Source organism: Tahibacter aquaticus, assembly GCF_004363655.1.
Taxonomy (GTDB): Bacteria; Pseudomonadota; Gammaproteobacteria; order Xanthomonadales; family Rhodanobacteraceae; genus Tahibacter; species Tahibacter aquaticus.
Genome location: NZ_SNZH01000027.1, coordinates 17,927 through 44,337, shown reverse-complemented (window position 1 = coordinate 44,337; position 26,411 = coordinate 17,927). Strand labels below are relative to the sequence as shown.

The following is a 26,411-nucleotide window of genomic DNA, read 5'->3' as shown; positions in this document are numbered from 1 at the left end:
GCCGTCGGGCTTCAGAAGGTGACGCTCCAGCTGTCGATGCGGCCGCTGTCGCCAGCGCCGTTGTCATTGACGCGGAGCTTCCAGGTGCCGTTGAGCGCTTCGCTGGACAGGTTCAGCGTGACGGTCTTGTTGATGTTCTGCGTGGAGCTGCCGGTGCGGTTGTGGATGTTGTAGAGCGAACCGTCCGGCGCCACGAGATCGACTTTGAGGTCGCCCTGGTAGGTGTGCACGATCGCGACCGTGACCGAGGCATTGCTCGGCGCATTGCCGGTGCGGCCCGATACCGTGATCGGGCTGTCGACCGTCGTGTTGTCAGTGATGGTGAAATCGGTGGTGTTGGTGTAGGTCTGCGTGCCGCCACCGCCGGTGGTATAGCTGCCGGTGATGCCCAGGCCCGAGTAGGTTGCATAGCCGCGCACCAGTACGTGGTAGGTGCCGGCCTGCGCTGTTGCGATGGTGCAGGTTTCGGCATTCGTGCCGCTTTCGGAGCGGCAATCGTAGGTCGTGGTCGTCGGCTGCGAACCGAAGCGTGCGTAGAGATCGGCATCGCCGGTCCCACCACTGGTCACGAACTTCAGATTGCTCGCACCGGCCGGTACGACCATCGTGTAGTAGGTGTTGGAGCCGGTCGCGCCGGACTGGCCGGTGATCGCCACGCCGTTTTGCAGCACGTTGCCGCCTGGCGGTGCAGTGACGGTGGCCGGCTTCGACGTGGTGTTGGTGGCGCCGCTGTTGTCGGTGACGGTGAGCGTGACGGTGTAGGTGCCGGCGGCCGCATAGGTCTTGCTCGGGCTGGTCGCGGTGGACGTGCTGCCGTCGCCGAAGTTCCAGCTGCGCGCGGCGATGGTGCCGTCGCTGTCGCTGGAGCTGTCGGTGAACGTGGCGGTGAGGCCGCTGGTGGCAACGCTGAAGTTGGCGACCGGCGGCACGTTGCTGCCGCTGCTGACGGTGACCGGCTTCGACGTGGTGTTGGTGGCGCCGGCGTTATCGGTGACGGTCAGCGTGACGGTGTAGGTGCCGGCGGCCGCATAGGTCTTGCTCGGGTTGGTCGCGGTGGACGTGCTGCTGTCGCCGAAGTTCCAGCTGCGCGAGGCGATGGTGCCGTCGCTGTCGCTGGAGCTGTCGGTGAACGTGGCGGTAAGGCCGCTGGTCGCCGCGCTGAAGTTCGCCACCGGCGCCTGGTTGCCGGCAGGGCCGGCGAAGCCGCCGATGCCATAGACGTCCTTGGATTCGGCCGTGCCGCCGGATTCGTCGCGATTGTCGGTATAGATGGCCATGATCTCGTTCAGGGCCACGTCCATGCCGTTGTAGTCGCCCCATTCGTTGGCTTCGCTGATGTTCTTCGAGGTCACCGTGGTCAGGCGCGTCGCCGTGCCCCAGGTTACGCCGCCGTCGCTGGAAACCGCGTAGTACAGGTCGGTGCCGCTACGCCCGCTGGAATGGCGCGTGTCGTAATACATCACGAATACGCGGCCATTGCGGTCTACCGACAGCCATTGGTTGAAGCGGTCGACCGTGCTCACGTCGCTGCTGGAATGCGGCGAGGAAATCTGCCAGGTGGCGCCGCCGTCGCGCGAGCGCGCGACGCGGATGATGGCGTGGTTGGCCGTCGCGCTGGTGTTGTTTTCGGTGGTGGAGGTGTCGGTCCAGGATACGTACAGGCTGTTGTTGAAGCTGCCGCCGGAACGGTCCGTGTCGACCGACACGTAGATGAAGGCGCGGCGCGATTCCATGGCCGGAATCGGGAAATCGAAATCGGCATTGGTCGTGCTTACCGTCGACGCGCTGCCGAAGCTGGCGCCGCCGTCGGTGGACTTGGCCATGCGGATGGCTTTGCCCAGGCTGCCGCCGGAAGTGGCCGGGTAGAAGAAGTAGACGTTGCCGGCGGTGTCCGAGGTGATGTCGCTGCCGATGCCGCGGTTGGCACCGTCCAGGGTCAGGGTTGCGCCGAACGCGGTGCCGCCGTTGGTCGAACGGGCGATCTTCTGGATGTTGTTGTCGTGCCAGGCGACGTAGATGTTGCCCTTGTGCGGCGAGGTCGCGTGCATGTCGACGTGCAGGTATTCCTTGTCCGAGGTGTTCTGGTTGGACAGGGTTGCACTGCGCGTCCAGCTGGCGCCGTTGTCGGTAGAACGGTAGAAATACACATTGGTGCCGCTGCCGACCACGCTGGAGAGCGCCGAGGCATAGCCGACCGTGCCGTCGGGCGACCAGCCCACGGCCGGGTCGCAGCAGGTGCCGGCCAGGGCGATGGCGCTGCCCCAGCTCTGGCCGCCGTCGGTGGAACGCCACATTTTCTGGCCGCTGCCCGGGCCGTTGGTGCCGGCGATGACGATATTGGTATTCACCGGGTTGATCGCCACGGCCGATTCGGACGCGCCGGCCGGCGTGGTGATGCGTTTTTCACCGCCGAGGAAATTCTGGAAGACGCTGTTGCGCGAGGCTTCATCCCGCGGCAGCGATTCGTGTACGCGATAGGCACCGGCCGCGTCGGCGCTGACCGCGGTATACGTTTTGCCGTCGATGCGATAGCCGCCGTATTTGGCCAGGTAGCCGTTCAATGCGCTGCGCGGATATTGCACCGGGCCGAAGGTCGGCAGTTCCTTGTTCGCTTTGCGCATTTCCACGCGGTAGAACACCGGAATCGCGACGATGGTGTCGGCTTCGTTCTTGGACAGCAAGGCCAGGTCTGCCGCGGTCAGCGCGTAGTTGCGGTCATCCCAGGGGCCCAATGCCTGCAGGGCCGTGTAGTCGACCCGCTTGTCGGCGCCTTTGCTGGCATCGATCGAGAAAGCCACCGCGCGGCCGATGCTGTGTTCTTCTTCGGCCTGCAGCGCAAACCCCAATGCACAGCCGAACAGGCCTGCAGCCAGCAGCGACAGCCGGCCGATTCTTGAATTGCTCATCTCCCACCCTCCATTTATAAATAAATGCACTACGCAGACGCGTAGCGCCCCCGCTGCGAACAGAAAGCGACTCCGGCTTGCCACGTACGCGGAAGAAATTGGTGATTGAGCGTTCGTCGCGAACTGCCGGCCGGCACTGCTGTTGCAGCTTTTTCCTACCGGGCTGGCAGACGGGGCTTCGCCGGCCGCAAGGCCGGTTGGGAGCGCCCGCGCTGCATTGGCGGTCGGGTGCGCCTCCTCCCCGTAGGAAGCGAACCGGCGGACGATTTACAGGAATCGGTCGTATCAGTCTATAGACTGATACATATCAGCCTTAGGGCTGATATGTGCAAGTGCATCAAGCGGCATGGGTATGGTGGCAGGGCATGCCGGCGCCGGCTGCACCCTGGCGGGCCCCTGTTCTGGTGCTGGTGCGGGGCCTGGCTGCAATGTTCGGGCTGCCGCCAGAGGGCGTTCTGTTCGCCGGGCGCCGCGTAGTTCATGTGTGCGCTGCACCATTGCAGGCTTGCCGCGTGTTCACTCGCTCGATGTGCCGCACGCCTGTGTCGCTGTTCCTGCTGCTTGCCGCGCTGTCGTCCGCGGCCGGCGCCGGCGACAACGCGGCCAACGGCCAGTGCAGCCTGCGCGAAGCGATGCCGGCGCAACCAGGACCAATACCACGGTGCCGAACAACACGGTCGACGACGGCAATGCCAACACCTTCATCGGCAGCGGCGGCCTGGCGATTACCAATGTGGAATTGCCCAAGACGGTAAATAGCGTCAACGGCCTCTTCGACGGCAACCGCGCCGACAAGAACGGCGGTGGCGTGGCTATCAGCAACCGCCCGCCGCGGGGCCACAGCTTCAGCTTCACCAGCGTGGCGTTCCAGGGCATCACCGCGCGCAATGCGCTGCTGGCCAGCAGCGCGGCCACCGGCGGCAACGGCTTCCAGCGTCCCTGATACGCCGTCGGCCCGCGCCGGCAGTTGCCGGCGCGGGCCTTGCCAGGCGGGTGCAGCCGTCTGCTATCGTCGCAGCATGACGACCTATTTCATCTCCGATCTGCACCTGGACGACGAGCGTCCGCAGATCACCGATCTGCTGCTGGAATTTCTTGCGGGGCCTGCACGCGACGCCGCGGCCTTGTACATCCTGGGCGACCTGTTCGAAAGCTGGATCGGCGACGACGACGATGCAGCCCTGGCGGCGCGCGTGCAGGGTGCGCTGGCCGAGTTCGTTGCCTCGGGCACGCCGGCGTATTTCATGGCCGGCAATCGCGATTTCCTGATCGGTGCGCACTTTGCGGCCAACACCGGCGTGGTATTGCTGGACGATCCCAGCGTCGTCGAGATCGAAGGCCGGCCCTACCTGCTGATGCATGGCGACACCTTGTGCAGCGACGATGTCGCCTACCAGCAGTTCCGCCGCCAGGTGCGCGATCCGGCCTGGCAACAGCAGTTCCTGGCCCAGCCGCTGCCGCAGCGCCGCGACTTCGCCCGCCACGCGCGCGAGCAGAGCCGCCTGCATACCGGTACCGCCAGCGCCGAAATCATGGACGTGGCCGACGACGCGGTGGAAGCGGTGATGCGCCAGCACGGCATCTATCGCCTGATCCACGGCCACACGCACCGGCCGGCGACGCACTACCTGCTCGTCGACAACGAACCGGCCGAACGCATCGTACTGGGCGACTGGTACGAACAGGGCAGCGTGCTGCGCATCGAGGACGGGCATGCGCAGCTGCTGGTATGGCGCTGAACTGCCGCATTGAAAGAGTGCCGCGTTTTTCATGATGGCTGTCCGGCGCCGCCCGGGGGCGGCGCAATTCGCGGTGCTCATCGGCGCCCTACGGGTATACCTCAGCTGTGTACGGTGCGATGAGCGACGGCGAATTGCAGCGCAAGCGGCCGCTGCTCACGCCTTGCGCATCGACAGCACATACATGCCCGCCAGCACCAGCGCCGAGCCGGCCAGCTGCCAGGCCGTGATCGGCTCGTGCAGCAGCCAGGCGCCGAGGAACACGGTGGAAACCGGGCCGACCATGCCTGCCTGGGCCGCACTCGGCGCGCCGATGCGCGCGACGGCCAGCATGGTCATGACCACGGGCATGACGGTGCAGAACACCGCGTTCACCGCCGACAGGGCGTAGACCTCCAGCGGCAGCCGCAGCTCCTGCCAGTGGCGTGTGGCGCCGAAATGCGTCAGTACCGCAACGGTGGAAACCAGCATGGCGTAGGCGACCAGCCGCCACGGTCCCAGCCGCCTGACCAGTTCGCCCGAACCCAGCAGGTACAGCGCGTACGACAAGGCCGAGCCCAGTACCAGGCCGGCGCCCAGCACGACGCGGTCGCCGCCCAGCTGCAGATCGTGCGCGAACACCAGCACGATGCCGCCGTAGGCCAGCGCCAGTGCTGCCCATTCGCGGCCGCCGATGCGCCGGCGCAGCACGAGTGCGCTGATCAGCAGCACGAACGACGGTGACAGGAACAGGATCAGCCGCTCCAGCGCTGCGCTGATGTATTGCAGCCCGAGGAAATCCAGGTAGCTGGACAGGTAATAGCCCAGCAATCCCAGTACCAGCACGCTGGCCGCCTCGCGCCAGCTCAGGCTGTCGTGACGGCGCCATTGCCACAGCGCGATGGCGAAGAACAGCGGTGCGGAAAACAGCATGCGCAAGGCCAGTACGTCCAGTGCGTCGACGCCATGGCGGTACAGCAGCTTGGCCACGATGGCCTTGGCCGAAAACAGCACCGACGCCGTCGCGGCGATCAGCAGGCCGCGGCGGAACACGCGGCGGGGCAGCGCTTCGTTCATGGGGCGGCAGCCGTCATGGCGCCGCTCATGCGGTCAGTTCCCGCCGCAACAGGCCGTACAAGGCCGTGTCGGTGATTTCGCCGTTGACGCGCCAGCGCTCGCGCAGATAGCCCTCGCGGCGGAAGCCGAGCTTTTCCACAAGGCGGCAGGACGCTTCGTTGCGCGGATCGATATCGGCTTCGACGCGCAGCAGCTGCAATGCCTCGAAGCCGTAGGCCAGGGCGGCGCGCAAGGCTTCCCGGGCGTAGCCCTTGCCCCAGTGCGCGGGGTCCAGCAGGTAGCCGATCTCGGCGCGGTGCTGGCTGCGGTTGACCGCAAACACGGTGACCAGGCCGATCAGTGTGTCGGCACCGATCCGGCTGATGCCCCAGGGCCAGATTTCCTCGGTTTCGCCCTGGCGGGCGCGCTGGGCGAACCAGTCTTCCGCCTGCTGCGCCTGCGTCCACGGCGCGCAGCTCCAGTAGCGCATCGCGCGCGGGTCGGCATGCAGCGCGTAGATCGCCGCCAGGTCGTCGCGGCGCACGGTGCGCAGGCGCAGCCGCGGTGTCTCCAGCAACGGTACCGCGGACAGGGTATCGGCCATGGCAGCGTCGCCGGCAAAAAACCGATGATGCCGCGACGCTGTCCGCGGCCGCCAGTGCGCGGCATGCCGACAAGCCGCTAACACGCCGGGCTGCTACAGTCGGCGCGCCTATCCGCAGGGAGCATTGCAATGGCCACCGTTCTGATTCCGGGCATCAAGGGCAGCGAGTTGACCGACAGCTATCCGCTGGACTGGCCGGTGCGCTGGAGCCTGGAAGACATGGTGTTCGGCGATGCGTTCGAGAACCCGCTCGATTTCGCCCTGCTCGACGGCCGCTACGAGGCCAACGACGGCCATCGCATGCTGCCGTCGCGGCCGATCCGCTACGCCTACGGTGAAATGGTCGGCAAGCTGCGCGCGTGGAAGCCCAACGAAGCCCTGCACGTATTCACCTACGACTGGCGCCGCCCGATCGAGCACGCGGCGCAGAAGCTGATGGAATTCTGCGACGAGCTGCAGGGGCGGCAGAAACGCCTGAAACGCTCGCCGGCCCTGAACTTCATCACCCACAGCATGGGCGGGCTGGTACTGCGCTCGATGCTCGGCCTGCGCGATCGCAAGAATCCCTTTGCCGAGGTCGATCGTGTCGTATTCATCGCGCCACCGTTCCGCGGTTCCATCGCTGCGGCACAGATGCTGGTCGCGGGCGAGCGCGACGGCTGGTTCGGCACCGACGAGGACTACCGCAAGATCGCGCGCAGCTTTCCCTCGGTCTACCAGATGACGCCGTATTTCGACGGCTGCTGTGTGAATGAGGCGGGCAAGCCGGTAGACCTGTTCGATGCCGCCAACTGGCAGGCCAACGTGCGTGATGGCAATGGCGGTTTCGAGCCGCGTTTCGTCGCCGATGCGGAAGCCTTCCATCGCGGCAAGGCGGCCCGGCAGGGCGGCAGCAGCACGGCCAGCGTGATCGACGACGCGGCGCTGGCCGCCCATGCCGACCGCATCCTGATCCTGCAGAGCGCCGGGGTGCCGACGCAGAGCGGCTTTACCGTGCAGCAGGCCAACAGCAGCAATCCGAACTGGTTCGATTTCGCCGCGGCGAGCAAGGACGGCCTCGGCGACGGCCGCGTCCACCTGCGCAGCGCCGCGGTGCCCGGTGTAACCCTGGCCGGCTTTGCCGGCGCGCTGGACCATGGCCGTGTCTGTCGCGACAGCCGGGTGATCAACACCGTATCGCTATGGCTGGACGGCAAACGCGCCCTGAAGATGCAGCCGCGCGGTCCCGAACATGCCGCCGAGCGCCGCAGCCGCAGTTATTTCGGCGCGTGGGACGGCGATGTGGCGAGCCTGGCGACGCATGTGGCGTGAGGCATTGCAGCAAAGCCCTTTCCCCCGGGCTTTGCTGCGGGCGAGGGCGCCAAAGCGCCGCGCGTATTTTCTGCAAGCCTGGCTTTGCAAAAACCTCGGCGCCGCCGAGACATCAATTCTGGAACCCGTTCGCAAATAGCGCATCGCCCAGGTATTCGAATGCGCCGACATCGATCAGCCCATCGGCCGCGCGCGACTGTGCGGCACCGATCGCGGTCGCTGCGCGCTGCGGCTGGAACAGCGGCAGATACAGCGGGCCGGGAAAGACGAACGCGGGATTGCTCGCCGGCGCGTTGTTGCCGCTGTTGCGCAGCGGACTGGCCAGTAGCGGCCGCAGGTCGAATGCCGCGGCGTTGGCAAAGCCGGGATTGCTGCCGCTCACGGTGCCGCTCCACTCGCCAACGGCGGGGACGAAGGTGGAACCGCTTTCGATCCAGTTGTTGCTGCCGCGGATCTGCCGCCCGTCGGTCCAGACCAGTTCGCCGTCGACCGCGCGGATGATGCGCGCGACGCCGCTGCCGGTCACGTCGATGACGTTGTTGTGCATTTCTACCGATTGCATTTCCTGGAAAATGCGGAACACCGTGGTGTCCTGGCCCGAGCTGAGCAGGAAGGTGTTGTTGACGAAGCGCGCGCGGCCCTTGCTGACGCCGCTGCCGTCGCCGCCGATGCGCACCACGGCGCCGAAGGCCGGGTTGGTATGCACGATCACGTTGCCGACCACGTCCTGGTCTTCGCGCACCAGATCGCGGCTCCAGCCGTCCTGCTGGGTTTCTTCGTCTGGGCCGATCAGTTCCAGCTCATGGTAGGCGGCGCCCTGGAACCAGTTGTAGTGGATCTCGGCACGTTCATGGCGGCACTTGAGCAGGTTGCCGCCGGTGCCGTCGTGGATGTAGTTGTAGCGCATGCGGAAGACCGAGCCGGGCCAGGCGATTTCGTCGCTCTGCATGTACAGGGCATGTTGCGAAGTGCCTGCGCCGGCTGCATAGACCTCGGAGTATTCCAGCGTGAACGAGCCGGAAAACTGGTCCGTGCCGAGAATGCCGTGGCCGGCGCAGTCGTGAATGACGCTGTCGCGCACGGTCACCTCGTGCGCGCCCTGCAGGATGCAGCGTGCGCTGCCGCCGCTGACTTCGAAGCCTTCGAACACGAGGTAATTGGATTGGCGGAATTCCAGCGTATTGCTGCCGCCATTGAGGCGCGGCCGGTTGCCGTTGACGCGCACGCCGCGAAGGGTGACCGGATTGCCGGCGCTGCCGCCGTCGGCAGCCGGCACGATGACCCCGCCGGCATAGGTGACATTGCCGTCGACCAGCACCAGGTCGCCGCCGTTCAGATCGACCGCCGCGAACAGCTGGTTCAGGCTGGTGTTCGGCCGCGTCGGCCCGACCAGGTAGGTGGCGCCCAGGACGCTGCCGGGGCAAGACAACAACAGCAGCAATAGCAGCAACGGCAGGCGGTGCATGGACTGTCTCCGGATTCGGCGGACCGCAGGCTGCGGGCGAACGCCGTGCCGATCTGTGAAACCGCCGACGAAGCGCGAAGCGAACGGCGCTGGCGGCCGATTCCGCCGGACGGCCGGTGCCTGGCGAATCCTGCACCGTTCGTGTGCGCGCCCATCGCCTAAGCTTGGCGTCTACCCAATCTGGAGAGGGTTGTATGAAATTGTCCGAACTGATGCGCAGTGCCGTGCGCGACGAAGGGCGTCTGTCGCTGCAGGTCGGTGATGACTGGCTGCAGGGGCGTAGCGTTTTCGGCGGCCTGCAGGCGGCGATTGCGCTGGCGGCGATGCGCAGCTGCGTCGCGGCCGAGCTGCCCTTGCGCACTTTGCAGATGACCTTCATTGCACCGATTCCCGGCGGCACCGTGCGCGCCGCGGCGCAGCTGCTGCGCAGCGGCAAGAGTGCCGTGCATGTGCAGGCGCGGCTGGAAGACGAGGACGGCGGATTGCTGGCCCTGGTCATCGGCGTGTTCGGCAGTGCACGCGAGTCGCGCGTACAACGCAGCGTCGAGTCGGTGGCCGCGATTCCCGGGCCGCCGCCCACGCCACTGCCGTTCATGCCCGGGGTCACGCCGAACTTCATGCAGCATTTCAAGGTAGAGCTGAGCGCTGGCGCCCTGCCGTTCACCAACACGCCGGTCACGCGCAACGTTTTCAAGGTCGGCCTGCGCGACGACGGTGGCATGAGCGAATCGCACCTGCTGGCCCTGGCCGATTTCGTGCCGCCCGTGGCGTTGTCGTGGATGGACGGCGTATCGCCGGGCAGTTCGCTGACCTGGATGCTGGAGCTGCTGGTGGACAGCTACGCCGACCAGCCACTGACCGGCTGGCAAGTCGACGCGGAAATGGTCGCCGCGCGCGACGGCTATACCAGCCAGTCCACCACGATCAGCGCGCCGGACGGACGCGTGGTGGCCTTGAGCCGGCAGACGATGGTGGTGTTTGCGTAGACGTTGGACGAGCGCGGCCATGAAAGTGCGGCGTGGCCCTGGTCGTCTCCGGCCCGTTGGTGTCCGGAGGCGGCAGCGTCGGTGGCTCCGTGCGTCGTCTTCCTCCTCGTGCAAGTGAGGAGGAGACAGCGCCAGGCGTCAAACGCGCACTGACGCCGCACTCACAACGGCGCTTCCACCGCATACCCGCGACTGCGCAAGGTAGCGACATAGCCGTCGTCATCCAGAATCTGCCCTATCGGCAGTACCGCCAGGGTCACCGCGTTCTTCTGCAGGGCCGCTTCCGCTGCCTTCAGCCACTCGGCCGCGACGCGTTCGCGCAGGTCGCCCATGCCGCGTTCCTGTACCGTGCTGTTGCGCAGCAGGGCTTCCTGGCAGGCCTGTTGCTGGTCGACGTAGGGCAGCGCGCGCAGTGCCTCGATGTCGCCGACGGCCCAGGCATTGGCGCGGGCCTGCATTGCCGGCAGATCGCTTTCCAGGCGGTCTACGGTCTTGCGCAGGCAGTCGATGTCGTCGAGGTTGGATTTGGCGAAAGCGCGCAGGGCATCCTTGGGTTCGGCCAGCTTGATCGCGATCAGCGGCTGTACCCGTTCGACCTCGTGCTTCTTCGCCAGCTTTTCCACCACCTCGGCCACCTTGCCGTTGCGGCGCAGGCCGGCGCGTTCGATCGCCTTCTCGTACAGATCGTGCGCGGCGAAAATCGGCCGGCGTTTTTCCACGGCATTGCTGCTGCCCAGGTATTTTTTCTTTAGCGGCTGCCAGCGTGCGTACAGCTCGGCCGGCAGCACGTCGGCCAGGGTCTGCTTGTCCGGGTTGTTGCGCGCCTTGAGCAGGCTGGGCAGCAGGAACAGTCCGGTGAACATGCCTCCGTCGACCTTGACCGTCGCCTGCGGCGGCAGCAGCACTTGCTGCGCCTGGGCAACCACGCCTTCCACCTCGCGCGAAACCCAGCTGACCTTCTTCGGCAGGGGTGTCAAGGTGCCGAGTATCCAAAGAACATGCTCGCCTTTGGAAACTTTCCACAAACCGGGGCCGGGCTGTTCGCCGCTGACGACGACGGTTTCCAGCAGCGCGGTGCTGCTGTCCGGGGCGGGCGGGGGGGCGGCCAGTGCCGGGCGGACGAGCAGGGCGGTCAGCAGACAGGCAAGCAGGGACAGGCGCATAAGGCTACCGGGGCTGGGGAAAGGAATGGGTGCTACGAGGCGACGCAGCCTAGTCGTGTCCGTATGAACCGCGTTCGTCCGGCGGCATACCGGGGCCGGCATCGGCTGCGGCATCATGGCGGCCCTTCTGGAGCGGCGCGAATGAATCCGGCTACCGAAATCCGCATTGCCCGTATCGACGACGCCGCGGCCGTGGCCGTGCTGCTGGGCGAGCTGGGCTACCCGGCCAGTGTCGAACAGGCCGCCGCCCGCCTGGTCGGGCTGCAGCGCACGGCCTGTGCGGTGACTTACGTGGCCTCGCGCGCCGGCAATGTCTGCGGCCTGGCCACGGTGCACTCCCACGCCAGCCTCAATCGCGACCAGCCTTCGGTGCAACTGACCCTGCTGGTGGTATCGGCTCAGGCGCGCGGCAGCGGCGCCGGCAAGCGGCTGGTGCAGGCGGCCGAGGAATGGGCGCGCGATTGCGGCGCGCAACGCCTGGTGGTCAGTACCGCCGTGCACCGCGCCGGTGCCCATGCGTTCTACGAAACCTTGGGCTACGAATTGACCGGGCGCCGCTACGCGCGCGTGCTGTAGGCGTGCCAACCCCGGCAGGCGCCGGCTCCGCCCCGCTGGCGCAGGCTGCCTGAGTCAGGCCCTGGCCAGATTCCCGCAGCGCAAGGCTTGGGGGTGTCGAGGCAGGCGAGTGCAAGCCACTCGTGCCCCGCTTTACTGATCGTCGTCCTGTCCGCGCCGGCTCGGCTTCACTGGCAACGGCGCCATGACCACCGTCACGGCGATCAGCTTGTCCCGCGCTACGCTGCGTGGTTTGTGCAGAAGTTGCAAAGCGCGCCCGAGCAGGCGGTTGATCTCGGCCAGGTCTTTGCTGTCCACCCAGCCTTTGGTGCGCGAGGCGCAGATTTCGCGTTCGGCACCGTCGGTGACGACACCGCCTTCGCGCAGGGCCGAGGCGAAGTCGCGCGAGGCAATGCGCAGCATGCTGGCGCCGACCTTTTCCATTGCCGCGGCGCCGGCGTTGCGGCCGCCGCGGTAGCGCAGCTGCAGGCGCGCGCCCTGTTCGGCCTTGGTGCGATAGCGGCGGCCGTCGCCTTCGTCCGGCAGTTCGTCGAGCAGGCCGCCGCGCAGCAGCAGGCGCAGGTGGTAGTACAGGCCGTCGGCGGGACGCCCAAGCTGCGCCGCGAGCGTTGCCACCGAGGCTTCCCCGCCGAGTGCTTCCAGGGTATCGATCAGCTCTTGCCGCGCCGGTGCGGCAAGCAGGGCGATTTCGCGCGGCTTTTCCACCGGGCGGTTGGAGGGTTTGCGCGAGCCGCCGTCGGATTTGCGTGACTGTGCCATCGGTTGGGTTGCCTGTATTGAAATTTTACTCAAAAATTCAACAACGAATCGTACGGCGTGGCTGCTGCAGGCCGCGCCGGCGTCACCGGAGAACGCTCATGTTGCTGCGCCTGCTGTTGCTGCTGCTCCTGCTGTTGTCGGGTTCTGCGTCCCTGGCAGCGGACGATACTGCCACGCTGCTGGCACAAGCCAAGACTGCCAGCGGAGGGGCTGCCTGGGATACGGTGTTTTCCCTGACTGGCCAGGGCCAGATGAAGGCTGCCGGCCTCGACGGCAGCGTGGAAACACGGGAAGACCTCGCCACAGGCCGCAGTGTGGCGCGCTACAAGCTGGGGCTCTACCAGGGCGCGAATGGATACGATGGAAAAGTTTCATGGACGCTCAATCCGGGCGGCGAAGTGGGCGTGCAGGACGCGGCAGAAGCCTTGCGAGAAGCGCGTACAGCGGCCTGGCTGAGCCAGCGCGGCTACTGGTTCGCCCAGCGCGGTGCGGCGCAGTGGCAGCCGGCGCAGGCGCGCGAAGAGGCGGGCCGGCATTACCAGGTGATCCGCGCCACGCCGGCCGGCGGCGAACCGGTAGAGCTGTGGTTCGGCCGCGACAGCCAGCTGCTGGAGCGTACCGTCACCGGCCTGGACACGCGCGAACCCGTAGTGACGCGGCTGTCGGACTGGCGCGAAGTGGCCGGCCTGCGCCTGCCGTTTCGCGTCGTGGTCGACCGCGGCGACGAGGCGGCCAACCGCGTTGAAATTGCCTATGCCAGTTTCAGTGCCGGTGCAGCGCTGGCGGACGCGGATTTTGCCGTGCCGCGGCACGAAGGTGGTGCGCATATCGTCGATGCAACCGGTGTCACGCGCATTCCGTTCCGTCTCGTGCGCGACCATATCCATATCAAGGTGGAGGTCGACGGCAAGCCGCTGCAGATGCTGGTCGATACCGGCGGTGTGAATATCCTGCTGCCGGCGGCGCTGCAGAAACTGGGATTGCAGGCCGAGGGCGAGCTTGTCGCGCGCGGTGCCGGCGAGAAAAGTGCCGAGGTGAAGCTGGCCAAGGCCACGTCGCTGCGCCTGGGCGGCGTGCTGTTCGAGCAGCCGCTGTTCTACGTGATCGACTTCGGCCAGGTCGCGGCGATGGAAGGCGAAGATTTCGACGGCGTCATCGGCTACGAACTGTTCCAGCGCTTCGGCGTCACCATCGACTACGCGGCGCAGCAGCTGGTGCTCAGCACGCCGGAGAAATTCGTCAAGCCGGCCAATGCCCGCGCCGTGCCGTTCACCCTGGCCGAGCGCATCCCCATCATCCAGGGCGAGATCGACGGTGTGCCGGCACGTATCAGCATCGACACCGGTTCCGGTTCGGCCATCGACCTGCATTCGCCGTTCGTCGCCCGGCATGGCCTGAAGCAGCGCTACAACGCCAGGTACGAAGCATTGTCGGGCTGGGGCGTGGGCGGACCGATGCGTGCCTGGCCGGTGCGCCTGGGCCAGCTCGCCATCGGCGGCTTCGTGCTGCCCGACGTCGCGGCCAGCCTGTACACCGGCGACAAGGGCGCTTTCGCCAATGCCGACGTCGACGCGAATATCGGCGGCCGCGTGCTTGGCCGCTTTACGGTTGCCTTCGACTACGCCAACAAGACCGTCTACCTCGCGCCGAACGCCAACTACGCGAAGCCGTTCCGCAGCGACCGCAGCGGCCTGGCCCTGCTGCGCGATGCCGATGTGCTCAAGGTCTATGACGTGCTGGCCGGCAGCCCCGCGGCGCAGGCCGGCCTGCAGCGCGACGACCGCATCCTGCGTATCGGCGGCGAGCCTGTGGCGGCGCGCTCGCTGAGCCAGTGGCGCGATCTGCTGTCCGACGCTGCGCTGCAAACCCCCGTCCCGGTTGTCTACCAGCGCGATGGCAAGACCCGCGAATCGGCCATGACACTGCGCGACCTGATACCCGCGCACGCCGAGCGGGCCAAGCACTGACGCCGTGGCGGCCTGCCTGGGAGATTCCGCACCGCGACGCAACTTGTATCGGTATCGCGCGATGAGCGTGTCGGTGCAGGGGGCGTCTCATGAAAATCTTCGCGGTATTTCTAGTGGTTTTGCTGGCCGGCGGGCTGGGTTTGCCTGCCGCTGCCGCTGCCGCTGCCGCTGATGCTGACGCGACTGCGCGTGCTGTGCCTGCCGCTGTCGAGACCACCGGGTCGGCCGGTAAAACGGACACCGCTTCGAAAGACAGCGGGGTGCAGAACGACAAAGAGGCGCGGAAAAACAAGAAAGACAACGAGGCGCCGGAAGACAACGGCATCCGCGTCGGCGAGGCCAAGGTCTACGACGACCGTTCGCTGAGCATCATGCTGGCCGAGCTGGAAAGCCGCCTGGCCTCGATCAATGCGATCAATGCAGGCAACGTCGTCGCGGGCCTGGACCGGATCCAGAGTGCGTCGAGCAAATCGACCAGTACGACGCTGCAGCTGACATCGCCGATCCAGCCGGCAGTAAACACGACCGAGGCCGCGCAGGAAGGCCAGCTGGCAGTTACCGAACGCACGACAACGACGACCGAGCTCAAACCAGCGCCGCCCGAGCGGCCGGACTCGGCGGCCGCTGCGCCTGCTCTGCCGGCCTTTACCCCCGGCGTAGGCCTCGGCGCCGAAGACACACTGGCCAACCAGGTCAATCTGGCCTACCAGATCTACAACTTGCGCATGGTGCTGGAGCGGGCTGTCAGCGATCGCATCGACGGCGGTGTCGCGCGCAGCCAGGCCGTGCTCGCCGTACCGGTTTCCATCGATCCACCCGGCGGCATGCACGATCGTGCGGCCTATGTGGAAATCGCGCTGAATCCGCTCTCGGACAACGGAAAACCCTGCCAGGTAGAGAATCCGCATGTCTCGCTCGTGTCGATGATGCCGCTGGAGAAGACCTACAACGCGATGGCCCTCAGCAAGAAAGCGAACGCGTTTGGCGGCTCCGCCGTGATGAGCGTGCTGACCCTGGGGCTGGCGCATTCCAGCGAAAGCCAGAACCTGTACGTGTATCGCGACATCGACACGATGGCCTTGCAGTTTCCGTCGAACAAGAAAGACGAACTCCGCTTCGGCTGGGCGTTCAAGCCGGTGCTGGGGCGGCGTTCGATTGCGCCCGGCATGCGCCAGATGCTTGCCGTGGTTTCCGTGACCAATGCGGCCAGCGACAGCTGTGGCGCCGAGGCGCTGGCAATTTCGGCGCGTAGCTACTGGCGCCGATACGACGCGAAGCGCTTTACCACCGCCACCTACGTCGACAAGGAAGTGGCAACCGCTCCGCTGGGCAGCGGCACTCTGCACATACCGCGGCCGGGCAATGTGTCCGACCTGCTGGAACCGCAGGTCGACAACGTCATCTGGACCAGCCTCGGCGCAAACCGCTACGTCGCCTCGATTCGCGGCAAGAATTTCTTTCCCGGCACGCAGGTGATGCTCGGCAATCGGGTATACGCCGATGCTGCCAGCGGTCTGCAGATCAAGTCGGAAATCGCCATGGAGATCCGCGGCGAACTGAAGGATCTGGCCTTCGGCCAGGCCTATGTCAGTGGCCGCTACGATGGCGGCGAGGCCTTGTCGCAAAAGGCGATGATGGCGGCGTCGGGCAGCGGCATCGGTATTCAGGAACTGGGTTTTCCGCTGGACCGGTATCTGCAGTCGGTGCCTTTGCGCGTAGTCCTGGGCAACCGCGATGGCAGTCCCTTGCTGGCGGCACCGAAAGGATCGCGCCTGCTGTTGACGGTGGGCGAGCATGTCCTCGATCAGTCCTACGATCTGAATGTTGTGGGTTGCAGCGTGCGTGTCTTCGCTGCTGACGGGCGCGCGTCGATAAAGCCGACGAGCTGCCTGCAGGTCGAGGCGCTGGTTCCCGGCGAATGGCTGGACGGTGACGTAAGCATCGGCGTGCGCATTCCGTTCATGCCGGCACAGTGGAGCGACAGCCGCCTGTCCTATCGGCGCCAGAGCGCCAGTTTTGCCGTGCTTGCGGGCGGCGCCACGGTGCGGCTTGCCCTGGGAGGCAGCGGAGCGAGCAGCAAAGCCGGCTGGAAAATGCGTGTCGGCACGGGCTATGCGGCGACCGATTTCATCGCCAATGGCGCTCTCCTTCTGTTCGACGTGCCGGCAACCGCGTTGGCCGATGTGCGCACGGTCATCGTCAGCGGCCCGGGTGTATCGGGGCTTACCGTCGACATGCCGTCCCTGTCCTCGCCGGCCGACAGCAAGGTCAGCATCGACGACGCCAAGACCGCGCCGCTCGCCGTCAACTATCTCGGTGTCGTTGCACTGTCGGGAAAAAATCTCGACCGAATTACCAAAGTGGAATTTGGCGGAAAGGAACTGGTATTCCAGCTGGAAAGCAACAGCAAGCTCAATCTGGTTGCTTCCGAAGCGCTGACCAAGAGCGCCGGCAATCCCTACCTGGTATTGCGTACCAACACGGGCGAAATGGTCAGCGTGGCGATCAGCGTGCGCTGATCGGTGCGATGGAACGGCCCATGCCGGTTCGGGAATGGCGGGTCAGAGACAGGTAATCCCCACTGCTGTCGTATCGACGAGGTGTAGCCATGGCAAAGACGATGAACAAGGTAGACCAGGCGAAACTGCTGGCGAGCATGCATCGCGTGCTCAAGCGCAACGGCGTGGTGCAGCCGGTGACGCTGACCCTGCCCGCCAGCGGCGGACAGGGCAAGTGCGTGCGCTGGATATGCCGTACTGTCGGCGGACAGCAGCGTTGCAGCTGGGAAGAAGTACCTTGCTGAGCCGGTGCGGCCAGACCGGCTGCGCGGGCCATGCGGCTGTCGGCACAGAACGGTTCGGCGACAGCCTGCAACGTAGGGCGCGATGAGCACCGCGAATGGCGCCGCAAGCCGCCGCGGCGCAGATACAGCCCGTCGTGCGGCGACGCGATTCGCGACCGCTCGTTGCACCCTGCGCAAACACTACACCGCTGCAGTGACCACGATTTCGATTTTCCACTGCGGATTGGCCAGCGCAGCCTGTACGGTGGCGCGGGCCGGTGTATGGCCGGGTACTACCCAGTGTTCCCACACGGCGTTCATCGCGGCGAAATCGGCCAGGTCGACCAGGAAGATCTGCGCGCGCAGGATCTTCGATTTGTCGCTGCCGGCGCGGGCGAGCAGGGCGTCGATCGCGTCGAGTACCTGCTGCGTCTGGCCGCCGATGTCCGCAGTGGCGTCGTCGGCGATCTGGCCGGCGAGATAGACGGTACCGTTGTGCACGACCATTTCGGACATGCGCGGGCCGGTGTCGAAGCGCTGGATCATGGCAAATTCCTCGGGGCGAAAGCAGCAGTTGTGCAGGGCCGGCGGTTTCATGCAAGCGCATAAGCGCTAACGCGGCGGATCGACCTTGAGCACCTCGCCCGCACTGTAGTCGGTGAGCAGGTACAGGCCACCGTCGGCGGCGACGCGTACGTCGCGCAGGCGCTTCTTCAGTTCGGCAAACAGGATTTCCTGCGTACCGGCCTTGCCGTCGGTGATGGGTACGCGCCGCGCCTGCTGCGCCGCCAGCGCGCTGACGACAAGACTGCCGCGCCACTGCGGAAACGCATCGCCGCGGTACAGCACCATGCCGGCCGGTGCGATCGACGGCGTCCACTGCAGCAGCGGCTGTTCCAGTCCGGGCTTTTGCGTAAACGGCGAAATCACCGCGCCGGTATAGTCCAGGCCGTAGGTGATCAACGGCCAGCCGTAGTTGCGCCCGGCCTCGATGCGGTTGATCTCGTCGCCGCCGCGCGGGCCGTGTTCGTGGGCGTAGACGATATGGTTTTGCGCATCGAAAGCGAGGCCCTGCACATTGCGATGGCCGTAGCTGTAGATCTCGGGCAGCACGTCGGCGCGGCCGACGAAGGGATTGTCCCTGGGCACGCTGCCGTCGCCGTCGATGCGCACGATCTTGCCCAGGTGGCTGCGCAGGTTCTGCGCCTCTTCGCGAAACGCAAAACCGTCGCCGAGGCCGACCAGCAGGCTGCCGTCGTCGAGCTGCAGCATGCGTGCGCCGTAGTGGGCCGTGCCTTTCTTCAGCGGCTTGGCCACGAAGATGGTCTTGACCTCGACCAGTTTTTCGCCGGCCAGCCGGGCGCGCACCACATTGGTGGAATTGGCCTGCCTGCTGCCCGCGGCGAACGACAGGTACAGCAGTTGGTTGTCGGCGAAATGCGCGTCGGGCAATACCTCGAACAAACCGCCCTGTCCGTCGGCGAGCACGGCCGGCACGCCGGCAATCGCCTGCGGCCTGAGCTGGCCGTTTTCGATCACGCGCAATCTGCCGCTGCGTTCGGTCACCAGCAGCCGCCCGTCAGGCAGGCTGGCCAGCGACCAGGGGTGATCCAGTCCTGTCGCCACCGTACTGATGCGATAGTCGGCTGCCGCAGCACTGCCGCAGGCAAGCAGGAACAGGACGGCAATTCGCATGAAGGCAGCTCCGGCCGGCGATGGAAGCATGACCATAGCAGAGGGCGGGTTGCGACAACGCTCGCGCGCCGGACGCAAACGCCGCTCGAATGTTCTACGCTGCGGCGACGCCGCAACACGAGACCCAGGCATGGCCAAGGCTGATCGCAACTGGCGCAGACGCAGTGCTGCGTTCCTGCTGGCCTTGTGCATTTGCGCGATCTGGGGCTCGCTGGCGCAGACCCAGTTCAACCTGGCCGACCTGATGCGGCTGGGTATCGATGTTCCCTTGCCGGTACGGCTGCAATCCACCTGGCACGACCTGTACGCGTTTACGCCGCTGTATGCGGTGATTTGCCTGGTCGGCCTGGTGCCCGCGTTCGCCCTGGCCGACTGGCTGGCGCAGGGCTACGAATCGCACCGCACGGCGTTGTATACACTGGCCGGTGCGGCCGCCGTGTGGGCCGCGCTGTACAGCGCCAACCTGCTGGCTGGTCTGGTGGTGCTGGTGTTTGCCGCACGTACACCGCTGGGCCTGGCCAGCCTGATGGCCGGCGGCGCGCTGGCCGGCTGGTACTATGCCGTGCGAACGCGGGCTGAGTGATTGGCAGCGTTTGTGCAGTTTTACGGCACAGGCAGGGGTGCTCCAATTGCGTCGATTCGCCGATGCTTGCCTGGGGTGTAGGTCTTGCGGCCTATGCGCGCTCGTTCCTGCGGTCCGGCCAATGTGTGTCGCAACCCCAGCTGCCAGCGGCGACTTCACATTGCGTGTGGCGTCGAGCCAGAAAATTTTGCATGACGTGCCGGCTTTTCGATTCAGGGAATCATTCATGAAACGACTGAAATTTGTGTTGGCAGCGCTGCTGCTTGTGGCCGCACCGTCGGTGCTGGCCGCCGCGGCCACGCAATCCCTGTGGCGCGAGACCGTGCAGCGTGCGTTGGCCGCGGATGCACCGCAGGCGCAGACCTTTCGCGCCACGGCGCTGGATGAGGCCGCACTGCAGACCTTCCTGAGCGGGCCTGCGCGCCAGGGCGAAGCGCTGGCAGTTCCGCGTCCGGATGGCGGTTTCGATGAATTCGTGCTGGGCGATTCGGGCGTGATGCCGACGCAGCTGGCGGCAAAATATCCACAGATAAAAAGCTATATCGGCATTGCCGCGGACGGCACGCAGGCGCGCATCGATGTTTCACCGCTGGGCTTCCAGGCCATGGTGTTTGCCGCCGACGGTGTCTGGATAGTGCAGCCGCAAAGCAGGGGCGGCGGCAACGACTACATGAGTTTCTCGCGCGGCCAGTTCAGCGCCAGCCGCGATTTCCAATGCGGCGTGCACGGCAAGCCCGCATCCGGTTCCATCGACCGCGGCCTGCGTGCGCTGCCCGTGCCGATGACCACGACGGGCACCACCCGGCGCAGCTACGTCGCCGCCGTCGGTACTACGCACCAGTACGTGGCCGCGGTCAGCCCTGCCGGCGGCGCCAGCGTCGCCAATGGCCTGGCCGGCGTGGTGGCGACGATGAACCGTGTCAATCAGGTCTACGAGAAGGATTTCGCCATCCATATGACGCTGGTCGCGAACAACGACCAGATCATCTATGCGACCGCGGCAGGCGACCCGTATCCGGACGGCGACGACGCCATCGACATGAACAGCGCGCACCTGGACAGCGTCATCGGCGCGGCCAACTACGATATCGGCCACGTGCTGACCTCGGGTTCGGGCGTGGCCAACCTGGGCGTGGTTTGCCGCAACGGACTCAAAGGCGACGGTACCACCGGTGCGACCAACCCGACCGGCGATGCGTTCTGGATCGACTATGTCGCGCATGAAATGGGGCATCAGTTCGGCGGCGACCACACCTTCAACAGCACGACCAGCAGCTGCGGCGGCAATCGCAACGGCCCCACCGCGTACGAGCCCGGCAGCGGTTCGACCATCATGGCCTATGCCGGCATCTGCGGCGCGGCCGACCTGCAGCCCAACTCCGATCCGTATTTCACCGCCAGCAGCTTGAACGAGATCGGCACCTATGCCGCTGGCGCCGGCGCCGGCTGTGCCGAGGCCACGCCGAATCCGAACCCGGCACCGGTCATTGTGCCCCTGTCCAGCTTCATCGTTCCGGCGCGCACGCCGTTCACGCTGAGCGGTAGCGCTACCACCAGCAGCGGCGGCACGCTCAGCTACGGCTGGGAGCAGAACGACATCGGCCCGGCGAACAACAACCTGGCGGCCGATCCGGGCAACGGTCCGATCATGCGTTCGCTCAATCCCACGCCGACGGGCGTGCGCACGATTCCGCGCCTGTCCAATCTCGTTGCGGGTACCGCGCTGAAAGGCGAAGTCCTGCCGACCACGGCACGTACGCTGCATTTCCGCCTGACCGTGCGCGACAACGTGCCGAATTCCGGCAGCACCAGCAGCGCCGACATGACGGTGCAGTCGGTGGTCACCAGCGGTGCATTCAAGGTGAATACGCCGAACACGGCGGTGAGCTGGGCCGGCAACAGCAGCCAGAGCGTGACCTGGGACGTGGCCGGCACCGCGGCCGCGCCGATCAGCTGTGCCCAGGTCGGCATCGATGTTTCCACCGACGGCGGTCTGACCTATCCGCTCAACGTGGGCAGCTTTCCGAACAGTGGTTCGGCGACGATCGTGGTGCCGAATGTCACGACGTCGGCGGCACGTATCCGGGTCTCCTGCGTGGGCAATATCTTCTTCAATATTTCGGCGCCGAATTTTGCGATTACGGCAGCCAGCGATGTGATTTTTGCGAATGGGTTCCAGGTGGCTGCGCCGTAAGCGGGGGGATGTTGCGGAAGCAATTTGCCAGGTGCCGCTGGAAGTGCTGAAGGGCTGAAGCATCGATAGTTCGGGCGGTGCTGGTGGTGCTGGTGCAGAGGGCCGTGACTTTAACCCTCTCCTCCGAACGGCAGCGGGGGGAGGGTTGGGAGAGGGGGCGGGCGCCCAGATTTGCCTCGAAATCTGGATTTCGCGCAAGCCAGGACTCGCGTCCGTGGTTGCATCGCAAAAGCATGTGGGCAAGGTCGATTTTGACACCTGCCCCCTCACCCCGGCCCTCTCCCCCGACGTAGTCGGAGGAGAGGGCGTTCCGCATCCAGCGTCGCGCAGCCTGCAGTCGCAACCGCAGCCCCTCCCCACAATCCTCATTGCGTAGAATCTCCGCGACCCCGCCGGAGACACCCATGCTCGATCGATGGTTCGGCCTGCGCGAGCACGCGACCGATGTGCGCACGGAATGCATGGCCGGCCTGGCCACGTTTCTGGCCATGGCCTACATCATGTTCGTCAATCCGGACATTCTTGCCGCCGCCGGCATGCCGCGCGACGCGGTATTCGTCGCGACCTGCCTGGCCGCGGCGATCGGTTCGGCGGTGATGGGGCTGTACGCGAATTATCCGATCGCGCTCGCGCCGGGCATGGGACTGAATGCGTATTTCGCCTTCAGCGTGGTCAACGGCATGGGCTTCAGCTGGCAGGCTGCCCTGGGCGCGGTGTTCATCTCGGGCTGCCTGTTCATCGCCCTGAGCCTGCTGCGTGTGCGCGAATGGATCGTCAACGCGATTCCGACCTCGCTGAAGCTGGCGATTTCCGCCGGCATCGGCCTGTTCCTCGCCGTGATCGGGTTCAAGAACGCCGGCCTGATCGTGGCCAATCCGGCCACGCTGATCGGCCTGGGCGACCTGCATGCACCGGCGGCCCTGTATGCCAGCGCGGGCCTGGTGCTGATCGTTGCGCTGGAAGCGCGCAAGGTGCGTGGCGGCATCGTCATCGGCATTCTCGCCGTCACGATCGCGGCACTGATCGGCGGGCAGGCGAAATTCGCCGGCGTGTTCGCGCCGCCGCCGTCGCTGTTGCCGACGCTGCTGCAGCTGGATATCGGCGCGGCGCTGGAGGCCGGGCTGGTCACGGTCGTGCTGACGTTTTTCCTGATCGAACTGTTCGATGCCAGCGGTACCCTGGTCGGCGTGGCGCACCGCGCCGGCCTGCTCGATGCGCAGGGGCGGCTGCCGCGCCTGCGCCGGGCGCTGCTGGCCGATTCCAGCGCGATTGCCGCCGGTGCGCTGCTGGGTACCTCGTCGACGACGGCGTATATCGAAAGCGCGGCCGGTACGGCCGTGGGCGGGCGCACCGGCCTGACTGCCGTCGTCGTCGCGCTGCTGTTTCTCGCCGCGCTGCTGTTCTCGCCGCTGGCGGCGACGGTACCGCCGTTCGCCACGGCGCCGGCGCTGATCTACGTCGCCATACTGATGAGCCGTGGCCTGGCCGAACTGTCCTGGGACGACCTGACCGAAACCGCGCCGGCACTGATCTGCGCGCTGAGCATGCCGCTGACGTTTTCCATCGCCCACGGCATTGCCTTCGGTTTCATCAGCTATGCGGCGATCAAGCTGCTGGCCGGGCGCTGGCGCGAGATTCCGCCCGCAGTGGCGCTGATCGCGCTGGTATTCGTGGCCAAGTTCGCCCTGGCCTGAGCGCCAGGCGGTGCCGCCCGCAGCGGCGGGCGGCGCGGCGGCGCCGCAACGGTGTGCGGCGCCGCCGCGGTTTCAGGCACCGGGGCCGAACTGGCCACTGACCAGGTTGGAGTCGGCCTGGGCCGGGCGTGGTGCGAACGGCTTCAGCGTGACGCGGGCGTACAGCTCGTCTTTCAGCGTCAGCACCGGCACGCCGAAGATGATGGTGTCGCCGTCTTCGTCCAGGCGGTTCTGCGAAACCTGCTTGGTGAAGCTGCGGTTGAGCGTGCCGGGTACGGCTTTGACGAAGCTGGCGGCGATGACGGCGCGGTCGTCGTCGAAGATCGGATCGTCGCCGCGCAGCACGACGTTTTCCTCGAATACGCTGCCGGCGGCTTCTTCGCGCGGGTTGAAGCGCAGGGAATAGCTGACCGTCACCTTGCGCCGCTTGTTGCTGGCGATGGGATCGATCTTCAGGCTGACGTTGCTGATGGTGGCCATGCGGTACTCCGGGTTGGCTGTGACATGTGCGGCGAGGTGGACGGCGCGGCGCGCCGTCACAGGGTGGGTGGTCGCGCCGCCGGTACGCGGGAACTTCCTGTTCCCTGGCGGAGTGGCGTACCGGCGCTGCGGTGTTTCCCTGTTGTGGAGAATGATGCAAAACGGATTTTGTCTGCGGCACTGGCGCAAGCCTGGCGGCACGACCTGTCTTTCGACAGGGGCGGGGCACTGGCGGCGGGCAGGGGCGGGGGTGCCGCCGCGGTCTGCTGCCGCGCGAAAAGTGCCGTGAATCAGGTGCCTGCGGCTACAATGCGGCGATGATCGTGAATATCGCCGCCTACCATTTCGTCCCTGTCGATGCGCCGCAGGCACTGCTCGACCTGCTCAAGCCCTGCGCCGAGGCGCAGCAGTTGCGCGGCACCGTGCTGCTGGCGCACGAAGGCATCAACCTGTTCCTTGCCGGCAGCGCCGCCGGCATCGATGCGTTTCTCGCGCTGCTGCGCAGCGACGCGCGCTTCGCCGCGATCGCGGTCAAATTCAGCCACAGCCAGGCACTGCCGTTCGCCCGGCTGAAGTTCAAGCTCAAGTCCGAGATCATCAGTTTCCGCCGCGAGCAGGCCGATCCCCTGCGTGGCCGCGCGGCCAGCGTGGCGCCGGCAGACCTGGCGCGCTGGATAGGCCAGGGCCGTGACGACAGCGGCCGGCGTTTGGTGCTGCTGGATACACGCAACCGCGAGGAAGTGCAGCTGGGCAGCTTTGCCGGTGCGCTGAGCCTGCCCATAGACCGCTTCACCGAACTGCCGGCGGCGCTGGCGCCGCGGCTGGAAGAACTGGCCGATGCCACCGTGGTCAGCTTCTGCACCGGCGGCATCCGCTGCGAAAAGGCCGCGTTGTGGCTCAGCGCCAACGGCTTGCCCGAGGTGTTGCAGCTCGACGGCGGCATTCTCGGCTATTTCGAGCAGGTGGGAGGGTGGGGGTATGAAGGACACTGCTTCGTCTTTGACGAGCGGGTCGCGCTGGCACCGGATCTGAAACCGCTGGTCGACGAGGCGCCCGCCGCCTAGCGGCGTGCCGTCGCAGCCGATTGTGGGCGCCGCAGGCCGCGGCTACAGTGCCGGTTCCACGCAGGGAGGGGAAAAGTGTCGCAGCCGCCGCCATTACCGCTAGCCTCGGCCTATGCGCAGCCGCCGCCGCTGCCCCAGGCCAATCCCTATGCGCAGCCGCCGCCGCTGCCCCAGGCCAATCCCTATGCGCTGCCACCGCCGCTGCCAGCGGCCAATCCGTATGCAGCGCCGCTGGCCCCGGTCGAGATGCCGGCCGGCGACGATGTCGAGCTGGCCGGGCGTGGCGTGCGCCTTGGCGCCTATGTGCTCGACACTGTGTTCGTCGTGGGTTCGTCCGTCGTCGCCGCGATCGTGCTGCCGCAGTTCGCCGACAGTTCCGGCGACGCTGCCCTGGCGGTGTTCGGCATGATTTTCGTCGCCGGCATCCTGGCCGTGCTGGGCTTCAACCTGTATTTCCTGTACCGCGATGGCCAGACCCTGGGCAAGAAGATCGTCGGTATCCGCATCGTGCGCAGCGATGGCAGCCCTTGCGAATTCTGGCGCCTGATCGTGCTGCGCTATCTGCCGTTCATTCTGCTGCGGGCCATTCCGCTGATCGGTTTCGTACTCTGGCTGGTCGACGCGCTGATGATCTTCGGCGACGAGCGCCGCTGCCTGCACGACCTGGCCGCCGACACCCTCGTGGTGAACGTCTGAACGCGGCAAGCCCGCCAGCCCTGGTCGATACCCTGACCCTGGTGGAAACGCCCGAGGGCATCGCCCTGCGCCTGCGCGCCGCCGGCGCGCTGCCGCGGGCCTGCGCCTGGGCCATCGACTTCGCCATACGCCTGGCCGTGGTGTGGATATGCGCCATCGTGCTCGCCTTGCTGGGCAGTGCCGGCATGGGCCTGTACCTGATCGTGCTGTTCTGCGTGTTCTGGGTCTATCCGGTGCTGTTCGAGGTGCTGCGCGACGGACAGACCCTGGGCAAGCGCGCGCTGGGCCTGCGCGTGGTCAATGCCAACGGCACGCCGGTGGGCTGGGTGGCTTCGGTGGTGCGCAATCTGATGCGTACGGTGGACATGCTGCCGCTGATGTACGGTTTTGGCCTGGTGGCTTCGCTGGCCGATACGCACAGCCGCCGCTTCGGCGACATGGTGGCCGGCACGCTGGTGATACATGTGGAAAATCCCCACGGACACAGTTCTGCGCCGCAGGTGCCGGCGGTGCCGACGCCGATTCCGCTGCCTGCGGCAGAGCAGGCAGCCATCGTCGCCTTCGCCGAACGGGCCAGGCTGCTGACGCCGGAACGCCAGCAGGAACTGGCCAACCTGCTGCCGCAGCTAACCCAGGCCCGCGGCGCCGTCGCCGTGCAGCGCCTGCTCGGGCTGGCCAACAGTTTCCTGGGGCGGCGCTAGTGTTCCGGCGC

The 26,411-nt window shown here is 66.4% G+C and carries 23 protein-coding genes; 14 read left to right on the top strand and 9 right to left on the bottom strand.

Annotation, left to right across the window (positions count from 1 at the left end):
* Positions 1 to 11: 11 nt before the first annotated feature.
* Positions 12 to 2,906 (bottom strand): PKD domain-containing protein, encoded by a 2,895-nt coding sequence (locus DFR29_RS27580; protein ID WP_208113756.1) that lies wholly within the window; start codon positions 2,904 to 2,906, stop codon positions 12 to 14.
* 613 nt (positions 2,907 to 3,519) lie between these two features.
* On the opposite strand from DFR29_RS27580, the gene DFR29_RS27575 reads away from it, so the two are divergent.
* Positions 3,520 to 3,849, top strand: a complete 330-nt coding sequence (locus DFR29_RS27575) for a hypothetical protein (RefSeq protein ID WP_133821866.1) — start codon at positions 3,520 to 3,522, stop codon at positions 3,847 to 3,849.
* A 76-nt stretch (positions 3,850 to 3,925) separates the two neighbouring features.
* Positions 3,926 to 4,645: a UDP-2,3-diacylglucosamine diphosphatase gene (locus DFR29_RS27570; protein WP_133821865.1), complete on the top strand. Its 720-nt coding sequence runs from the start codon at positions 3,926 to 3,928 to the stop codon at positions 4,643 to 4,645.
* Positions 4,646 to 4,801: 156 nt separating this feature from the next.
* Here DFR29_RS27570 and DFR29_RS27565 read toward each other — a convergent pair whose 3' ends face one another.
* The gene (locus DFR29_RS27565; RefSeq protein ID WP_133821864.1) at positions 4,802 to 5,701 is read right to left on the bottom strand and encodes a DMT family transporter; all 900 of its coding nucleotides are present in this window, start codon (positions 5,699 to 5,701) and stop codon (positions 4,802 to 4,804) included.
* A gap of 25 nt (positions 5,702 to 5,726) precedes the next feature.
* The gene (locus DFR29_RS27560; RefSeq protein WP_133821863.1) at positions 5,727 to 6,284 is read right to left on the bottom strand and encodes a GNAT family N-acetyltransferase; all 558 of its coding nucleotides are present in this window, start codon (positions 6,282 to 6,284) and stop codon (positions 5,727 to 5,729) included.
* Between the two features lie 129 nt (positions 6,285 to 6,413).
* Here DFR29_RS27560 and DFR29_RS27555 point away from each other — a divergent pair, with 129 nt between their 5' ends.
* The gene (locus tag DFR29_RS27555) at positions 6,414 to 7,595 is read left to right on the top strand and encodes an esterase/lipase family protein (protein ID WP_133821862.1); all 1,182 of its coding nucleotides are present in this window, start codon (positions 6,414 to 6,416) and stop codon (positions 7,593 to 7,595) included.
* A gap of 112 nt (positions 7,596 to 7,707) precedes the next feature.
* Here DFR29_RS27555 and DFR29_RS27550 read toward each other — a convergent pair whose 3' ends face one another.
* On the bottom strand, positions 7,708 to 9,060 hold the full coding sequence (locus DFR29_RS27550) for a hypothetical protein (protein ID WP_133821861.1): 1,353 nt from the start codon (positions 9,058 to 9,060) through the stop codon (positions 7,708 to 7,710).
* Between the two features lie 194 nt (positions 9,061 to 9,254).
* Between DFR29_RS27550 and DFR29_RS27545 the strand changes: the two genes are divergently transcribed.
* Entirely contained in the window at positions 9,255 to 10,046 is a 792-nt protein-coding gene (locus DFR29_RS27545) for an acyl-CoA thioesterase (protein ID WP_133821860.1), read from the top strand.
* A gap of 161 nt (positions 10,047 to 10,207) precedes the next feature.
* Here DFR29_RS27545 and DFR29_RS27540 read toward each other — a convergent pair whose 3' ends face one another.
* The gene (locus tag DFR29_RS27540) at positions 10,208 to 11,209 is read right to left on the bottom strand and encodes a TraB/GumN family protein (RefSeq protein ID WP_133821859.1); all 1,002 of its coding nucleotides are present in this window, start codon (positions 11,207 to 11,209) and stop codon (positions 10,208 to 10,210) included.
* A 141-nt stretch (positions 11,210 to 11,350) separates the two neighbouring features.
* Between DFR29_RS27540 and DFR29_RS27535 the strand changes: the two genes are divergently transcribed.
* Positions 11,351 to 11,785, top strand: coding sequence for a GNAT family N-acetyltransferase (locus DFR29_RS27535; RefSeq protein ID WP_166654390.1), 435 nt, complete (start codon positions 11,351 to 11,353; stop codon positions 11,783 to 11,785).
* A 132-nt stretch (positions 11,786 to 11,917) separates the two neighbouring features.
* Here DFR29_RS27535 and DFR29_RS27530 read toward each other — a convergent pair whose 3' ends face one another.
* Positions 11,918 to 12,544, bottom strand: coding sequence for a helix-turn-helix domain-containing protein (locus DFR29_RS27530; RefSeq protein ID WP_133821857.1), 627 nt, complete (start codon positions 12,542 to 12,544; stop codon positions 11,918 to 11,920).
* Between the two features lie 98 nt (positions 12,545 to 12,642).
* On the opposite strand from DFR29_RS27530, the gene DFR29_RS27525 reads away from it, so the two are divergent.
* From DFR29_RS27525 to DFR29_RS27515, 3 genes are all read left to right on the top strand, one after another.
* Positions 12,643 to 14,511 (top strand): aspartyl protease family protein, encoded by a 1,869-nt coding sequence (locus DFR29_RS27525; RefSeq protein ID WP_133821856.1) that lies wholly within the window; start codon positions 12,643 to 12,645, stop codon positions 14,509 to 14,511.
* A gap of 260 nt (positions 14,512 to 14,771) precedes the next feature.
* Positions 14,772 to 17,030, top strand: a complete 2,259-nt coding sequence (locus DFR29_RS27520; protein ID WP_133821855.1) for a hypothetical protein — start codon at positions 14,772 to 14,774, stop codon at positions 17,028 to 17,030.
* A gap of 89 nt (positions 17,031 to 17,119) precedes the next feature.
* Entirely contained in the window at positions 17,120 to 17,314 is a 195-nt protein-coding gene (locus DFR29_RS27515) for a hypothetical protein (RefSeq protein WP_133821854.1), read from the top strand.
* 180 nt (positions 17,315 to 17,494) lie between these two features.
* On the opposite strand, the gene DFR29_RS27510 is transcribed toward DFR29_RS27515, so the two are convergent.
* Together DFR29_RS27510 and DFR29_RS27505 are read right to left on the bottom strand one after the other, a co-directional pair.
* Positions 17,495 to 17,839 (bottom strand): RidA family protein, encoded by a 345-nt coding sequence (locus DFR29_RS27510; protein WP_133821853.1) that lies wholly within the window; start codon positions 17,837 to 17,839, stop codon positions 17,495 to 17,497.
* A gap of 66 nt (positions 17,840 to 17,905) precedes the next feature.
* Positions 17,906 to 18,988 (bottom strand): PQQ-dependent sugar dehydrogenase, encoded by a 1,083-nt coding sequence (locus DFR29_RS27505; RefSeq protein ID WP_133821852.1) that lies wholly within the window; start codon positions 18,986 to 18,988, stop codon positions 17,906 to 17,908.
* A 130-nt stretch (positions 18,989 to 19,118) separates the two neighbouring features.
* Between DFR29_RS27505 and DFR29_RS27500 the strand changes: the two genes are divergently transcribed.
* The 3 genes from DFR29_RS27500 (at position 19,119) to DFR29_RS27490 (ending at position 23,459) form a co-directional block, all read left to right on the top strand.
* Positions 19,119 to 19,571, top strand: a complete 453-nt coding sequence (locus tag DFR29_RS27500; protein ID WP_133821851.1) for a hypothetical protein — start codon at positions 19,119 to 19,121, stop codon at positions 19,569 to 19,571.
* Positions 19,572 to 19,797: 226 nt separating this feature from the next.
* Positions 19,798 to 21,765, top strand: coding sequence for a reprolysin-like metallopeptidase (locus DFR29_RS27495; RefSeq protein WP_166654389.1), 1,968 nt, complete (start codon positions 19,798 to 19,800; stop codon positions 21,763 to 21,765).
* 404 nt (positions 21,766 to 22,169) lie between these two features.
* Positions 22,170 to 23,459 (top strand): NCS2 family permease, encoded by a 1,290-nt coding sequence (locus DFR29_RS27490; RefSeq protein WP_133821849.1) that lies wholly within the window; start codon positions 22,170 to 22,172, stop codon positions 23,457 to 23,459.
* A 72-nt stretch (positions 23,460 to 23,531) separates the two neighbouring features.
* Here the strand turns inward: DFR29_RS27490 and DFR29_RS27485 are convergent, their stop codons facing one another.
* Complete coding sequence (locus DFR29_RS27485) at positions 23,532 to 23,939, bottom strand: hypothetical protein (protein WP_133821848.1); 408 nt, start codon at positions 23,937 to 23,939, stop codon at positions 23,532 to 23,534.
* A gap of 317 nt (positions 23,940 to 24,256) precedes the next feature.
* On the opposite strand from DFR29_RS27485, the gene DFR29_RS27480 reads away from it, so the two are divergent.
* The 3 genes from DFR29_RS27480 to DFR29_RS27470 all read left to right on the top strand — a co-directional run bounded on the left by DFR29_RS27480 (position 24,257) and on the right by DFR29_RS27470 (position 26,400).
* Positions 24,257 to 25,003 carry a sulfurtransferase gene (locus DFR29_RS27480; protein WP_133821847.1) on the top strand — a complete coding sequence of 249 codons (747 nt, stop codon included), beginning with the start codon at positions 24,257 to 24,259 and terminating at the stop codon, positions 25,001 to 25,003.
* Positions 25,004 to 25,078: 75 nt separating this feature from the next.
* A complete protein-coding gene (locus DFR29_RS27475) occupies positions 25,079 to 25,699 on the top strand; it encodes an RDD family protein (RefSeq protein WP_133821846.1) in 621 nt (206 codons plus the stop codon).
* 41 nt (positions 25,700 to 25,740) lie between these two features.
* A complete protein-coding gene (locus DFR29_RS27470; RefSeq protein WP_243746200.1) occupies positions 25,741 to 26,400 on the top strand; it encodes an RDD family protein in 660 nt (219 codons plus the stop codon).
* The last annotated feature ends 11 nt before the right edge of the window (positions 26,401 to 26,411 follow it).

What these genes read in the sequence shown, in the direction of transcription:
- DFR29_RS27505 (WP_133821852.1), bottom strand. Translation starts at nt 18,988, where the DNA reads ATGCGAATTGCCGTCCTGTTCCTGCTTGCCTGCGGCAGTGCTGCGGCA.
- DFR29_RS27550 (WP_133821861.1), bottom strand. Translation starts at nt 9,060, where the DNA reads ATGCACCGCCTGCCGTTGCTGCTATTGCTGCTGTTGTTGTCTTGCCCC.
- DFR29_RS27570 (WP_133821865.1), top strand. Translation starts at nt 3,926, where the DNA reads ATGACGACCTATTTCATCTCCGATCTGCACCTGGACGACGAGCGTCCG.
- DFR29_RS27500 (WP_133821851.1), top strand. Translation starts at nt 19,119, where the DNA reads ATGGCCAAGGCTGATCGCAACTGGCGCAGACGCAGTGCTGCGTTCCTG.
- DFR29_RS27565 (WP_133821864.1), bottom strand. Translation starts at nt 5,701, where the DNA reads ATGAACGAAGCGCTGCCCCGCCGCGTGTTCCGCCGCGGCCTGCTGATC.
- DFR29_RS27545 (WP_133821860.1), top strand. Translation starts at nt 9,255, where the DNA reads ATGAAATTGTCCGAACTGATGCGCAGTGCCGTGCGCGACGAAGGGCGT.
- DFR29_RS27525 (WP_133821856.1), top strand. Translation starts at nt 12,643, where the DNA reads ATGTTGCTGCGCCTGCTGTTGCTGCTGCTCCTGCTGTTGTCGGGTTCT.
- DFR29_RS27480 (WP_133821847.1), top strand. Translation starts at nt 24,257, where the DNA reads ATGATCGTGAATATCGCCGCCTACCATTTCGTCCCTGTCGATGCGCCG.
- DFR29_RS27535 (WP_166654390.1), top strand. Translation starts at nt 11,351, where the DNA reads ATGAATCCGGCTACCGAAATCCGCATTGCCCGTATCGACGACGCCGCG.
- DFR29_RS27540 (WP_133821859.1), bottom strand. Translation starts at nt 11,209, where the DNA reads ATGCGCCTGTCCCTGCTTGCCTGTCTGCTGACCGCCCTGCTCGTCCGC.
- DFR29_RS27495 (WP_166654389.1), top strand. Translation starts at nt 19,798, where the DNA reads ATGAAACGACTGAAATTTGTGTTGGCAGCGCTGCTGCTTGTGGCCGCA.
- DFR29_RS27490 (WP_133821849.1), top strand. Translation starts at nt 22,170, where the DNA reads ATGCTCGATCGATGGTTCGGCCTGCGCGAGCACGCGACCGATGTGCGC.
- DFR29_RS27580 (WP_208113756.1), bottom strand. Translation starts at nt 2,906, where the DNA reads ATGAGCAATTCAAGAATCGGCCGGCTGTCGCTGCTGGCTGCAGGCCTG.
- DFR29_RS27510 (WP_133821853.1), bottom strand. Translation starts at nt 17,839, where the DNA reads ATGATCCAGCGCTTCGACACCGGCCCGCGCATGTCCGAAATGGTCGTG.
- DFR29_RS27555 (WP_133821862.1), top strand. Translation starts at nt 6,414, where the DNA reads ATGGCCACCGTTCTGATTCCGGGCATCAAGGGCAGCGAGTTGACCGAC.
- DFR29_RS27515 (WP_133821854.1), top strand. Translation starts at nt 17,120, where the DNA reads ATGGCAAAGACGATGAACAAGGTAGACCAGGCGAAACTGCTGGCGAGC.
- DFR29_RS27560 (WP_133821863.1), bottom strand. Translation starts at nt 6,284, where the DNA reads ATGGCCGATACCCTGTCCGCGGTACCGTTGCTGGAGACACCGCGGCTG.
- DFR29_RS27485 (WP_133821848.1), bottom strand. Translation starts at nt 23,939, where the DNA reads ATGGCCACCATCAGCAACGTCAGCCTGAAGATCGATCCCATCGCCAGC.
- DFR29_RS27530 (WP_133821857.1), bottom strand. Translation starts at nt 12,544, where the DNA reads ATGGCACAGTCACGCAAATCCGACGGCGGCTCGCGCAAACCCTCCAAC.